This is a genomic window from Noviherbaspirillum sp. (assembly GCF_036563305.1).
GTDB lineage: Bacteria > Pseudomonadota > Gammaproteobacteria > Burkholderiales > Burkholderiaceae_D > Noviherbaspirillum.
This window is the reverse complement of record NZ_DATCMQ010000013.1, coordinates 221048-234031: the sequence shown is the minus strand read 5'-3', so window position 1 is coordinate 234031 and position 12984 is coordinate 221048. Positions and strand designations below refer to the sequence as shown.

9 protein-coding genes and 1 riboswitch are annotated in these 12984 nt (G+C 67.3%); of the genes, 3 read left to right on the top strand and 6 right to left on the bottom strand.

Going from position 1 to position 12984, the window contains the following annotated elements; genetic code table 11:
* Positions 1 to 98: 98 nt before the first annotated feature.
* The 3 genes from VIM12_RS11530 to VIM12_RS11520 all read right to left on the bottom strand — a co-directional run bounded on the left by VIM12_RS11530 (position 99) and on the right by VIM12_RS11520 (position 5157).
* The gene (locus VIM12_RS11530) at positions 99 to 3653 is read right to left on the bottom strand and encodes a PAS domain S-box protein (protein WP_331941777.1); all 3555 of its coding nucleotides are present in this window, start codon (positions 3651 to 3653) and stop codon (positions 99 to 101) included.
* Between the two features lie 252 nt (positions 3654 to 3905).
* Positions 3906 to 4787 carry a D-hexose-6-phosphate mutarotase gene (locus tag VIM12_RS11525; RefSeq protein WP_331941776.1) on the bottom strand — a complete coding sequence of 294 codons (882 nt, stop codon included), beginning with the start codon at positions 4785 to 4787 and terminating at the stop codon, positions 3906 to 3908.
* Between the two features lie 166 nt (positions 4788 to 4953).
* Positions 4954 to 5157, bottom strand: coding sequence for a hypothetical protein (locus VIM12_RS11520; protein ID WP_331941775.1), 204 nt, complete (start codon positions 5155 to 5157; stop codon positions 4954 to 4956).
* Positions 5158 to 5290: 133 nt separating this feature from the next.
* On the opposite strand from VIM12_RS11520, the gene VIM12_RS11515 reads away from it, so the two are divergent.
* Positions 5291 to 5908: a glutathione S-transferase family protein gene (locus VIM12_RS11515; protein WP_331941774.1), complete on the top strand. Its 618-nt coding sequence runs from the start codon at positions 5291 to 5293 to the stop codon at positions 5906 to 5908.
* A 368-nt stretch (positions 5909 to 6276) separates the two neighbouring features.
* On the opposite strand, the gene VIM12_RS11510 is transcribed toward VIM12_RS11515, so the two are convergent.
* The 3 genes from VIM12_RS11510 to VIM12_RS11500 form a co-directional block, all read right to left on the bottom strand.
* Positions 6277 to 7215: an alpha/beta hydrolase gene (locus VIM12_RS11510; protein WP_331941773.1), complete on the bottom strand. Its 939-nt coding sequence runs from the start codon at positions 7213 to 7215 to the stop codon at positions 6277 to 6279.
* 172 nt (positions 7216 to 7387) lie between these two features.
* Entirely contained in the window at positions 7388 to 7798 is a 411-nt protein-coding gene (locus tag VIM12_RS11505; protein ID WP_331941772.1) for a hypothetical protein, read from the bottom strand.
* Between the two features lie 45 nt (positions 7799 to 7843).
* The gene (locus tag VIM12_RS11500) at positions 7844 to 8593 is read right to left on the bottom strand and encodes a lytic transglycosylase domain-containing protein (protein ID WP_331941771.1); all 750 of its coding nucleotides are present in this window, start codon (positions 8591 to 8593) and stop codon (positions 7844 to 7846) included.
* A gap of 132 nt (positions 8594 to 8725) precedes the next feature.
* Positions 8726 to 8811, bottom strand: a riboswitch (cyclic di-GMP riboswitch).
* 231 nt (positions 8812 to 9042) lie between these two features.
* Here VIM12_RS11500 and VIM12_RS11495 point away from each other — a divergent pair.
* Positions 9043 to 11259 (top strand): hybrid sensor histidine kinase/response regulator, encoded by a 2217-nt coding sequence (locus VIM12_RS11495; RefSeq protein WP_331941770.1) that lies wholly within the window; start codon positions 9043 to 9045, stop codon positions 11257 to 11259.
* Positions 11260 to 11651: 392 nt separating this feature from the next.
* The gene (gene lpxD / locus VIM12_RS11490; protein WP_331941769.1) at positions 11652 to 12704 is read left to right on the top strand and encodes a UDP-3-O-(3-hydroxymyristoyl)glucosamine N-acyltransferase; all 1053 of its coding nucleotides are present in this window, start codon (positions 11652 to 11654) and stop codon (positions 12702 to 12704) included.
* Positions 12705 to 12984 lie beyond the last annotated feature (280 nt).

The window sequence follows — 12984 nt, the reverse complement described above, 5'->3', positions numbered from 1 at the left end:
GGGGCAATAACTTGACCGGCGTTGCGTCTTCCAGTGCACGCACCGCAGCGCCGACCGGCGGGATATCCGGTTACCCGTCCACCCGCGACCGCCTCGCCTCAGCCGGCTATCCGCTCGGCCATCATCTGCTCCACATAGTCCTCGAACTGCGCGATCGGCAGCGGCCGGGCGAACAGGTAGCCCTGGCCTTCGTCGCAGCGGCAGCTTTTGAGGAACTGCAGGATGTCCGGCGATTCGATTCCCTCCGCCACCACCGACAGGTTCAGCGTGTGCGCCAGGTCGATCAGCGCCTTGATGAAATGCAGGTTGCGGGTGCCGTCGGTCTGCTGGTTGATGAAGGCGCGGTCCAGCTTCATGGCATCGAGCGGAAAGCGCTGCAGGTAGGCCAGGCCGGAATACCCGGTGCCGAAATCGTCCACCGACAGCATGATGCCGAGCTTCTTGAGGGCCGACAGCCTGCTGGCCGACACTTCCATGTCCTCGATCAGCGCACTCTCCGTCAGCTCCAGTTCCAGCATCTGCGCCGGCAGGCCGGCGTCGTCGAGCGCCGCCAGCACCTGCTCGCGCAGGTCCTGGCATTTCAGCTGGCGGGCGCTCAGGTTGACCGAGACCCGCAGCGGCAGGCCGAACTTGTCGGTCATGCGGCGGGTCTGCGCGCAGGCTTCCTGCAGCACCCAGCGCCCGATCGCCTCGATCAGGCCGCGTTCCTCGGCGATCGGGATGAACTGCAGCGGCGACACCTGGCCGAGTTGCGGATGGTTCCAGCGCAGCAGGGCCTCCATGCCGAGCACCCGTCCGCTGCGCAGTTCCAGCCGCGGCTGGTAGTGCAGCTCGAATTCATTGCGCTCCAGCGCCCGCCGCAGCGACTGCTCGAGCGTCATCCTGGTCTTCGCTTCCACGCTCATTTCGTGCTCGAAGAAGCAATAGCCGTTGCGGCCGGCGTTCTTGGCGCGGTACATCGCGGTGTCGGCGTTCTGGAACAGGATCTCGCGGGTGCCGCCGTCGCGCGGGAAGATGCTGATGCCGGCGGAGGCGCCCACGAACACCTCGTGGCCGGCGATGTCGATCGGCTCGGCCAGCACCGCCAGCAGCTTGTCGGCGATGATGGCGGCCGAGGATGCGCCTTCCGCGCAGTGGGCCGCCACCACGAACTCGTCGCCCCCGAGGCGGGCAACGAAATCGGTCGGTCGCATGTTGCGCTGCAGCCGCCCGGCGACTTCCCGCAGCAGCAGGTCGCCGCGCTCGTGGCCGAGAGAATCGTTGACCTCCTTGAAACGGTCGAGGTCGATGAAGATCACCGCGATCTCGGTGTGCGGGCCGGCCGCGTCCAGCATCTGCTGCAGGCGGTCGTTCAGGAAGCTGCGGTTCGGCAGGTCGGTCAGCGTGTCATGGGTCGCCAGTTGCTCCAGCCGCGCCTCGGCCTGCTTGCGCTGGGTGATGTCGGTGATGAAGGCCGTGACGGCGCCGGCCCCTTCCGCGCCTCCGCGCACGTCGAGGTTGACCAGCACGTAGACCGGCTGTCCATTGCGATGGCGCAGCACCGCTTCCCGGCCATGCATGGCGGCAGCCGACGGTGCACCGGGCAATGCCGGTTCCAGCGGGAATACCGGGAACAGCTCGCCCAGCGCGCGCCCCAGCAGCTGTTCCTTCTGGTAGCCGCTCATCCCGCACAACGCCGGGTTGACGTCGACCAGGATGCCCCGCTCGTCGGTGAGCACATAGCCCGCCGGCGTCATCTCGATCACCTGGCGGAAGCGCTGCTCGCTTTCGCGAATTGCCGACTCCGCCCGGCGGCGCGCGGTCACATCATGGAAGAAGATGGAAATGCCGGTCTCGCTCGGGTAGACGCGCACCTCGATCCAGGTGGAGGTGGGCTCCCAGCAGGCGACGAAGAACGCCTTTCGGCGCGTCTCCATCACCTTGCGGTATTCGGCCATGAAGGGCGTGCCGAGGATTTCCGGCACTGCTTCCCACAGCAGGCTGCCGACGATCTGTTCCTTGGGCAGGCGGATGAACTGCGCGGTCTTGTGGTTGGCGAAGGTGCAGCGCCATTCCCGGTCGAGCGCGAAGAAGGCGTCGCCGATGCTCTCCAGGATGGCATACAGCCGGCGATTGGACCGGTGCAGTTCGGCGCGGTTGCGGTGCGCTTCCGTGATGTCCCGCGCGGTCGCGTAGGTCAGGCGCGTGTTGCTTTCCCAGCGCACCGCCCAAGACAGGTGGACCGCGGTGCCGTCCTGCCGCAACCAGCGGTTCTCGAACTCCGCCACGATGTGCTCGCCGTCGCGCAACCGCTCGCGCAGCGCCAGGGTCCGTGCGTGGTCCTCGGGAAGGACGAAATCGAGGTAGTGCCGGTGCAGCAGCTCTTCGGGGCGATAACCCAGGATGTGGTGGATGGCCGCGTTCACCCGCAGCACCCGGCCGTCGTCGCCGAACAGCATCATGATGTCGAGCGAATTGTCGATCAGCGACTTGTTCTCGGCTGCCAGGGCGGCGAGGCGTTCCGCCATCGCCACCTCATCGGTGATGTCGCGCCCGACGCCCCGGTAGCCCCGGAATTCCCCGTTCTCGAAGACCGGCTCGCCGGAAATGCTGACGTAACGCTGCATGCCTTCCAGCGACCAGCTGCAGGCGTAGCGCAGGTCGCGGAACGGCTCCCGCGCGGTGAAGCGGGCCATGTACCCGGTCTTCAGGAACGACTCCTTGTCCACGGCCAGTTCCAGCCGGGTCCTGCCGATCACGCCCTCGGGCGCGGCGCCCGATACCCGCCATGCGCCTTCCGAGGCGAAGGTGAGGCGATCCTCCTCGTCGGTCTCCCAGTACCAGTCGGACGACAGGTTGGTGAGGCTGCGGAAGCGTTCCTCGCGCCGCTTCAGTTCTTCCTTGGCGCGGCGCTCCAGCGTGACGTCCCGGCCGACGGACACGGTACCGGTGCGCTCGCCGGTTACCGGGTCGATCAGCGCGCGCGCCTTGCATGCGGTCCAGACGTAGTGGCCGTCCTTGTGCCGGAAGCGCAGCTCGAACAGGTCGCTTTCCTCGCGCTGGTCAAGCTGCTTGACCAGCGCATGCATGGCAACCACGTCGTCGTGATGCACGTGGTCATAGACGGTGGAGCCGGTCATCTCCGCCGGGTCGAAGCCGAGCACCCGCTTGCTGGCCGGCGAGATGTTCAGCAGCCGCCCGTCCAGCGCATGGTGGCTGATCAGGTCGGAGCTGTTCTCGGTCAGGAGGCGGTGGGTCGCCTCGCTTTGCGCCAGCTCGCGCCGGGCATCATGGTGGCTGCTGATGTCGACGATGGCGCCGACGTAGCCCTCGTACACGCCGTCCGCGCTGAAACGCGGCGCCGCCGACCCGCGCATCCACCGTTCGGTGCCGCCGCTGCCCACGACGCGATATTCGACCTGATATTCCTTTTTTTCCTGCTTCGCGCCGTAGAACACCGGCGCGACGCGGGTGCGGTCGTCCGGATGAATGAATTCCACCCACATCGAAAGGGCGCTGCCGATCAGTTCCGGCCGGATGTCCGGGGAGCTGATGTAGGTGCAGACATCGCTGGCATCCGTGATCCAGATGATCATGGAGGCGGTGTCCGCGAGCCGGCGCAGCGCGCGCTGGGCGTCGTCCGAGTCGCCTGAAGGGCGGAAAGGCAGGTCCATTGTCCAGGTCCGGTGTCGAAGTCGGCGCCACGCCGGGCTGGCTGTCCGGCCGGCACTGTTCAGGCAAGTGGACGGGCCGCCAGCCGGGGCGGCTGCGCGCCGGGCGGCGAGGGCATCCCCGCCGTCAGGGCGCATCGTTGTATTTCTACTTGGCAACTCTAGCGCAAAACCGCTCCGCCTGCCAGTGGCGCGGGCGCCGCTCGGGCGCGCCGACAACAGGCCGGCGGCGCAAGCGGGAGCGAGGGGCGCGGATCAGGCGCGGATGCGCAGAGTCTGGCTGCCGCGCCAGCGCTCTCCCGGCTGCAACGAGACGGGCGCAGCTGCGTGGGCGGCTTCCACGCACAGCATGCGCAGCCAGTCCTCGTCGGGAAAATCCGCGAGGCGCCGCGCGTTGTCGGGGCCGGGATTCCAGACAACGGTATCGGCAAAGCCCTGCTGGGAAATGGCAAGCGCGGGAACGGCAGGCTCGACGAGTTGCAGTTCAGGCGGCGGCGCCAGGTAGACCCGGTCCAGCTCCGCCGCTATCGCCAGCGCCTCTTCCTGCTGCGTCTTTTCCCGGTTGCCGTCGGTGGCATCCTGGTAGTTCACGCCCTGGAGGCCGAGCAGGCGGCAATCGCGAATATCGTCGACGCGCAGGTAGGTGTGCAGCGCACAGGTGAAAGTCCAGGGCCGCGCGTCTCGGTTGTGCACCTCGAGGGTGACCGTCACCGCGTCTTCGGCGAGGGCGACGCCAAGCTCCACGCGAAAGGCATGCGGCCAGTGCGCGCGGCTCAGCGCGCCGTCCTCGCAGGAGAGACGGACGGCATGCGCTGCTGCGCCGTCGTTCTCGCGCCGCCATGCCAGGCCGCGTGCAAAACCGTGCTTGAGCATGCTGCCGCGCCCCGAAAACTGGGGGAAGCATACCGGTATGCCGCCGCGCAGGGGATCGGCAAGCCGTTCTCCGGCTTCTGACCGGCGCAGGCCGCCGCTGAGGGATGACAGGTACAGGCGTTCCCGGCCGTCCCGGCCCTGCCACGAAAGCAGTTGCGCGCCCTGCGCCGCGACGAAGGCGCTGCCGCCGTCCGCCGCCAGTCGCAGGCCCGGGAATCCCTGCAGGTCGTCCGGAAATTGTAGGTGGAAATCCTGGTGCGGCACGCTCGTTCCTCTCTGGCTTGCATGCATCGCCCGATGCGATGCATGGCGCAGACGGGCCTCGCCCGCCGGCTTGAGCCCGTCATTCTATTGCGCCGATGCGGCGGGCGGGAGCCGGCGCGCGCAAGTCTTGCCCTGTGTCGCATCGGCGCCGCCGACCGACCGTCCGTCAGCCGGGGGAGGTTGGCGCGCCGGGCGGCAGGCCGAGGTCGATGCCGTCCATTGCGGCCAGCGGGCGCAGGTTGACCGCATGGCCGACAAACGGGGTGCGCTCCTGCCAGCCGCCGTCGCGGGCCGGCACCAGCCAGTAGCCCTGCTCGTCATGGGCAATCCAGTAGCGCGGCTGGCGGGTGTATTCGTAGAAGGTGATCATGGCATCTCGTGGTCGATCGCCGCAGTGTAGCGCCGCGCCCGTCCTCGTGCATCCCGAGGCAGATGCACCGCCTGCCCGCAGGCGCTAGAATGCAGCGGCCTGCGCGTGCAGGCGCACACGCACGGGAGGCGGCATGTTGAAGGTGTATGGCGACATCAATTCGGGCAACTGCTACAAGGTCAAGCTGCTGCTGTCCCTGCTGGGCACGCCGCATGAATGGGTGCACATGGATATCCTGGCCGGCGCCACGCGGCAGGACAGCTTCCTGGCGAAGAACCCCAACGCCAAGATTCCCTTGCTGGAGACCGCGGCCGGCGAACACCTGCCGGAATCCAACGCCATACTCAATTATCTCGCCGAAGGAACGGCCTTCCTGCCCGCGGGCGGCCTGCCGAGGGCGCGCGTGCTGCAATGGCAGTTCTTCGAGCAGTACAGCCATGAGCCGAATATCGCGGTCGCCCGCTTCATCGCCCGCTACCTTGGATTGCCGGAGGAACGGAAGCAGGAATACCTGGCAAAGCAAGAAGGCGGGCACAAGGCGCTGCGCGTCATGGAACGGCAGCTGGCGCAGACGCCCTACCTCACCGGTAGCGAGTACACCATCGCCGACATCTCGCTGTACGCCTACACCCATGTGGCCGACGAGGGCGGCTTCGACCTGTCCGACTATCCCGCCTTGCGCGGCTGGCTGAAGCGGGTGGCCGAGCATCCCGGCCATGTCACGATGCAGCAGTTTCTTCCCGCGGGCTGAATGCGGCCTGGCGCATGGCGCCGGTGAAGTCCGCAGGGGAGCGGCGATTTCCGCGCAGGTCCGCCCGGATACCGCCCCGGCCGTATGATCCGGCGGCGGCGACGAGCGATCCGGCATGCTGCCGCCGGCCGTGCGCCGCGACAAGCTGCGAGGGGTTCCGGGTAGCCGGAGCCTCTCGGACCTTATGACAGGGACGATGCGCAGAACCGGTCGCCCCAATGCGTTCAGCCGCACATGCCCACCTGCCGGTTTGCACGCCTGGCATCCCCCGCGTGCATGCGATGGCGGCCGTCATCCACGCGAAGCACCAGGCCCGGGACTGCGCTCCCATCGACGACCTGCGCAGCGGTGGACGCTGCCCGTACGCGCTAGCGTCGCAAGTGCCTGGCGAGTTCCGCCGCACACATCGCCACTGCCGTCTGCGCCTCGTCGAGCACCTTGCCCATCGTGATGAAGCCGTGGATCTGGCGGTCGAAGCAGACGTAGCTCGCCTTGCTGCCCGCCCTGGTCAGCGCCTGCGCATACTCGGCGCCCTCGTCGCGTAGCGGGTCGAAACCCGCGGTCAGCACCAGCGACGGCGGCAGGCGCGACAGGTCGGGGTGCAGCAGCGGCGACGCCCGCCAGTCGAGGTCCTGGGCGGGATCGGCGATGTAGTGGTCGTGAAAGTAGCGGATGGTGTCGCGGGTGAGCAGGTAGCCTTCGCCGTTGCTGGTGTGGGATGGCGCAATGCGGCGCGCGTCGGTGGCCGGATAGATCAGCAGCTGGAATGCGAGCGGCAGGTTGCCGCTGTCGCGCGCCGCGATGGCGACCACCGCCGCCAGGTTGCCGCCGGCGCTGTCGCCGCCCACAGCGAGCCGGGCCGCGTCCAGGCCGAGGACCGCCGCCTGCCCATGCACCCAGCGCGTGGCCGCGAGGCAGTCGTCCACCGCGGCCGGGAAGCGATGCTCCGGCCCCATCCTGTAGTCCACCGCGATCACCGCGCAGCCCGAGCGGTTGGCCAGCTCGCGACACAGCGTGTCATGGGTGTCCAGGTCGCCGATCACCCAGCCGCCGCCGTGGAAGTAGACCAGTGCCGGCAGGATGCGCGCCGCGGTGCCGAACGGGCGGTACATGCGCAGCGGGATCGCGCCGTGCGGGCCGTCGGCCTGCAGGTCGCGCACCTCGGCCACGTCCTGCGGATCCGGCTGGGTGAAGAAACGCCGCTCGCGATAGAAGTTGCGGGCATCGACGGGGCTGAGGGTATGGGTGGCGGGGACGCCACGTTGTTCAATGAAATCGAGCAGGGCGCGTGCCTGGGGATGCAGCATATGGTCTCCTTGTGCCCGGCTGCGCCGGAGATTGTTGGATTCGATTGGGACTGTCAAGGGAAGCGTAACGCATATGCGATCACCGGCATTGCGTTTCCTATCCTCGCATGCGTGCGGCTTTGCTTCAAGCGCCGGCGGGGCGCGCGCAGATCGGGGACCGGGCGATGCCGCGCTAGCGCGCGCCGAGCAGGCCGTGCACCATGTCGCGCAGCATCGCGCAGGCCCGCGCCTGGCCGTGCTCGACCCGCGCATCGCCGAGATCGAAAAATCCGCGGGCGCCCAGCTTGCCGGTTGAAATCGTGATGCTGTTGCGCGTCGCGGCGCTCAATGGCGTGGCGCCGGCATTGACGCACAGTACCGGCAGGCGCCGGCTGTCTTCCCCTGCGCCAAGCGCTTCCAGCAGCGAGAACAGGCGTCCGTCGTCGAAATGCAGTCCGCATACCACGCCATCGGCATCGCCCGCCTGCAACGCCTCACGTACCGCGGGCAAAGTGTGGCAGACGCGCAGCCGGAACGCCGGTGCCAGGGCCGGACACAGCAGCGACGCATTGTCGGGATGGACAGCGACGATCAGTGTCCTCATTGCGCCGGTCTTTCGTATTGTTGTTGTCCGTCGTGCGCGCGCTGCTCATTCCGCCGCGGTGCGGACGAAACTGCGCTTTACCTCGTGCACGTAGCGCCGCGTCTCGGTGAACGGCGGGACGCCGTTGTAGCGGCGCACATTGCCGGGGCCCGCGTTGTAGGCCGCCAGCACTTCGTCCATCGTGTCGTGGTTCTCCATCAGCATGCGCAGATAGGCAGTGCCGGCATGGATGTTGGTCCGCGGGTCGTACAGCGCGGCGCTGTTCTCCACGCCGACCATGCGTCCGGTTCCCGGCGTCACCTGCATCAGGCCCCGTGCCTGCCGGGATGACGTGGCGGCGGGGTTGTAGCCGGATTCCGCCTGGATCACCGCATGGATCAGGGCCGGCGGCACGCCGTGGGTCGCGGAAGCCTGCAGCACCAGGCCGTGAAAGGGCTTCTGTTCGCACTCGCGGCAGGCGGCACTGGCCATGATCTCGCGGATGGTCGGGCTGGCGACCGGCTGGACGAGATCGTCGCGCAGGCGCGCCATTGCCCGCCGCGCGGCGCGCGGCCGGGGGTCGATCCCGAACGTGCCCCATTCGCTGAGGATGTCACGCGCCAGCACGCGTTTCGGCTTGACCGGCGAGGGCGCGATTTCATTGCCGGCGTCCGCCTGACGCATCCCTTCCGGGGCGGTCACACAGGCAGCGAGCAGGGCCGGCAACAGCAGCGCGGCAGTCAGGCGGACGGGCCGGGAGAGGGAGACAGGCTCCGGCAAGTCCCGGCAGCGTGAAGTATGGCCGTTAGCGTTCATGTGGTTCTCTCATCGGGCATGCCCGCAGCGTGCGCGGCGGACAGACGGACGGAAAACAAGGAGCGGACGCCTGGCCGGAAACCGGAACAGGATGGACGGCGACGTCGCGCGTCGCGCGGTGCGTCGGCCGTCGATGGCAGCCCTGCTGTCGTTGGCGTCGAGCCGGTAGACCAGAAGCTTTGCGTCCCCGCCTTTCGGCGGGTTTGCCCTTGTCGGATGTATGGTGCTGATGAAGGATAGCTGAAGAACTTGCCGAACGGCAATATAAAATGCCGACTGCGGCGCCTTTGCCACGAATGGACGCCGGGTAGCACGCGCACGGCGGCCAAGGGAGGCGCCGCGCGGATCTACGCAGGCGGGGGAAAGCGGGAGTGGCCGGATGGCAAAGCGGTCGAAGGCCAAAGCTTGTACACTGGCAAAATCTTCAACAGCCGCCATTCACGAGCCAGATGCATCTACGGAACCGTTTGCTTGTGCTTGTCCTCTCGGTTCTCATCCCCGCCTTCATCGCCGCGACGATCGCGGTCGCCTACGTCTACCAGGAGGAACAGGGCAATCGGGAAAAGGCCCTGTCCGAAGCGGCGCGGGCCTTCGCGCTCGTCATCGACAACGAGCTGCAGACCCGCGAGGCGGTGTTGCGCACGCTGGCATTGTCGCCCGCCCTCGCCGAGGGCGACTGGCGGGCCTTTTATGACTACGCCAGGCAGATGGCGCCGACCGACGAATCGGCGATCATCGTGATGCTGCCGAACGGCGAGCAACTGGTGAACACGCGCCGGCCGTTCGGCTCGCCGCTGCCGACGCGCACGGTGTCCAACCTCTTCGAGCTCGCCAGCAAGCATGGCGACGACAAGACGCTGGTATCGGACGTCTTCGTCGCTTCAGTGGGAAAACGCCACGACTTCGCCATCAGCGTCCCGGTCGTGGTCGGGGATGGAACGCCCTACATCCTGGTCATGGGCATCAACGCGGCGGCACTGAACAGGACCATGGCGGCGCAGCGTTTTCCGCAGCAGTGGATTGCGACCATCGTGGACCGGCAGGGCAAGGTCGTGGCCAGGTCGCGCGATCCAGAACAGTATGTCGGCAAGCCGGTGCGCGACTATAGCCGGAAGATCCTGGCGGCACGCATGGAGGGCGTTTATCCGAGCGTGACGCTGGATGGCGTCCAGGTGAAGGCGTTTTTCAGCCGTGTGCCGCTTGCCGACTGGAGGGCCATCATCAGCCTTCCCGAGTCCGAAATCCATCGCACCTCGGTCCAGGCGACCGCCTTCCTCGGCACGGTGATCGTGGTCCTGCTGATTTTTTCCGTGCTGGCGGCGCGCGCGGTCGCGCGTCTTGTCATCGCCCCGATCGAAGAGCTCGGCAGGGCGGCAGAGCGCCTGGGGCGCGGCGATGAGGTGATCTACAAGCCGCATGGCCTGCGGGAGGTCGATGCCGTCGGCGAGGCCGTCGTGCAGGCGGGCGAGAAGATCCAGCGGTCCAGGTCGGAGCTGCGGCAACGGGTGGATGAAGCCGTCGAAGCGACGAAACGGGTGGAAGGCGCGCTGCTGCAAAGCCGCAAGCTCGAAGCGCTGGGACGGCTGACCGGCGGGATCGCGCACGAGTTCAACAATGTGCTGCAGACGCTCACCGCGTCCCTGCAACTCGCGTCGCTGACGACGGCGGAGCCGCGCACCCGCGATCTGGTGCAAACGAGCCAGAAGGCGGTGGACAGGGGAGTCGAACTGACGCGGCAACTCGGCGCGTTCGGCCGGGTCCAGGATGCCCGTATGGAAACGATAGCGCTCAACGAGCGGATTTCCGGCTTCCTGCCGCTGATTCGCGGCGCGCTCCCCACGAGCATCGATTTCCGCCCGCAACTCGACCATGATGTCTGGCCCGTCAGGCTGGATCCGCTGCAGCTGGAGCTGGCCCTGCTGAATATCGCCTTCAATGCAAGGGACGCGATGCCGGAAGGCGGCGCCCTCGTGCTGGATGTGAACAACGCAAGCCTGCAGGATGGGGAACATGGGCTGCCATCCGGCGACTACGTGCGTGTCAGCATGACGGATAACGGCGCAGGCATGCGTCCGGAGGAACTGGCGCGCGCTGTAGACCCGTTCTTCACGACGAAGCCGGTCGGCAAGGGCAGCGGGCTCGGCCTGGCGCAGGCATACGCTTTTGCGAATCAGGCCGCGGGCACGCTCGTGCTGCACAGCGAACTCGGCAAGGGAACGAGAGTGGAGATCTTCCTGCCCCGGGCAAGCGCGACTCCCGGCGCCGTCACGCCGTCTTCGTCCGCCGGCATGACGGCCCCGGACCTGCAGGACGGCTGCAGCATCCTGTTCGTGGAAGACGACCACCTCGTACGGGAAGCGATTGTGCCCGCACTGGAAGGCGCCGGCTTTACGGTGAGCGTGGCGCCGACCGGCGACCACGCGCTTGCAGTGCTGAACGGCCCGGCGAGTTTCGATGCCCTGTTTTCCGACATCGTGATGCCTGGACGGACGAACGGCATCGAGCTGGCCACGGAAGCCAGGCGGCGCTTCCCGCAGATGAAGATCGTGCTCGCCACCGGCTACTCGCAGGAACGGGTCGACATCCCCGGCGTCGACCTGCTCGCCAAACCGTACGACGTCGACAAAGCCATCCGCCTGCTGTCGGGCGGCCGCCGGCGCGGTTAGAGGATTTCCTGCACCGGGCGGCGGACACTCGCCTGTGACGCGACCGGGCAACGACGCGAGGCGCAAGTCCACCCAGATGCGCACACCGAAGTGCCATCGCCCCTCAAGACGATCGCTATCAACGTACCTTCACCCCGGCGTTGCCTGCCGTTCATCACCACCCTCGAACATCGTGCGCCAGGGTAGTGGAGCAGGGCAGGTCTTTACGGCAGCCGCTTGATGACGCGCAAGGCCAAGGATGTGCGGCGTGCCGCAGAATTCCCTGAAAGCCATCGCAGGCCCGGGAAGCGCCGGTCTGCGTGGTCTATGCGGAGACCGCCATCCGCGTGCACCGCTCCCCCGTGACGGCGCCGCAATCGACGCGTGTTTTCACTTCAACCTGAACGGACAGCATGCGTACACGACTAGTCGACTTGGTTGAACGGTTTGGTGGGCAGCTGGTGGGTGCGCCCGACATCGAAGTGTCCGCGATTGCCCCACTTGACCGGGCCGGCGCCTCGGACATCACCTTCCTCAGCAACAGCAAGCTGCGCGCACTTGCCGCGCAAAGCCAGGCCGCAGCCATCATCCTCGCGCCGCAGGACGATCCTGTCGTAGCCGCGACCTACGAGGGCGCGCGCATCGTCACGGCCAATCCTTATGCCTACTTCGCGCGCACCGCGCAATACTTCGTGTCGCTGAAGGAAGTCGCATCCGCGCCGGGCATCCACCCGACCGCCGTCGTGCACGAAAGCGCCCGGGTCGACCCGACGGCCTGTATCGGTGCACACGCGACGGTGGAGGCGGACGCCGTCATCAAGCCGCGCGCGGTGATCGACGCCGGCTGCTACATCGGCCGCGAGGCGGTGGTGGGCGAAGGGACGCACTTCTTCGCCAACGTCACCTTCCATGCGCGTTGCATCATCGGCGCGCGCGGTATCGTCCACTCGGGCGCGGTGATCGGTGGCGATGGTTTCGGTTTCGCGCCGGATGGCGGCGCGTACATCAAGATCCCGCAGACGGGGCGCGTGGTGATCGGCGACGACGTCGACATCGGTTCCAACACCACCGTCGACCGCGGCGCGCTGGACGACACCGTGATCGAGGATGGCGTCAAGCTGGACAACCAGATCCAGATCGGCCACGGCTGCCACATCGGGGCGCATACTGCGATGGCAGGCTGCGTCGGCGTGGCCGGCAGCGCCAGGATAGGCAGGTATTGCACCATCGGCGGCGCAGCGATGATCAACGGCCATATCGAGATAGCCGACAACGTTCATGTCGTCGCCGGCACGCTCGTGCCGAACTCGATCACCGAGCCGGGCCACTATGCCGGCTTCTACCCGGTGGGAAGCAAGGCCGCATGGGAGCGGGGGGCGGCGATACTGCGCAACCTGCCGGCGCTGCGCGAGAAGGTCCGGGCGCTCGAGAAACGCCTCAACACGCTGACCGAAGAAAAACACTGAGCCGGCATGGCCGTCGTGGACGGCGGACATCGGACCGTTGCCGGAATGTCGCGCGCGACCCGTTCCATTCCAAGAATCCCGGAACGAATGACATGCCTCCCGCCGGACCGCCCGGATTGGGGGCGGAAGACGTCTCCCCCTTCCGCGCAGCACGCGAAGGTCGCGCGAAGATGACTTTCCCCGGGGACGTCCTCCGCGCCGGACGACAAGCAGGCGCTTTGGGCAGAGTAGACGCCGGCCGCGACCGATGATACTGTATGCTTGTACAGTACAATGAGCC

Coding starts and splice junctions, on each gene's coding strand:
- VIM12_RS11505 (WP_331941772.1), bottom strand. CDS start 7,798: ATGAGGACACTGATCGTCGCTGTCCATCCCGACAATGCGTCGCTGCTG.
- lpxD (WP_331941769.1), top strand. CDS start 11,652: ATGCGTACACGACTAGTCGACTTGGTTGAACGGTTTGGTGGGCAGCTG.
- VIM12_RS11510 (WP_331941773.1), bottom strand. CDS start 7,215: ATGCTGCATCCCCAGGCACGCGCCCTGCTCGATTTCATTGAACAACGT.
- VIM12_RS11520 (WP_331941775.1), bottom strand. CDS start 5,157: ATGATCACCTTCTACGAATACACCCGCCAGCCGCGCTACTGGATTGCC.
- VIM12_RS11530 (WP_331941777.1), bottom strand. CDS start 3,653: ATGGACCTGCCTTTCCGCCCTTCAGGCGACTCGGACGACGCCCAGCGC.
- VIM12_RS11500 (WP_331941771.1), bottom strand. CDS start 8,593: ATGAACGCTAACGGCCATACTTCACGCTGCCGGGACTTGCCGGAGCCT.
- VIM12_RS11515 (WP_331941774.1), top strand. CDS start 5,291: ATGTTGAAGGTGTATGGCGACATCAATTCGGGCAACTGCTACAAGGTC.
- VIM12_RS11495 (WP_331941770.1), top strand. CDS start 9,043: ATGCATCTACGGAACCGTTTGCTTGTGCTTGTCCTCTCGGTTCTCATC.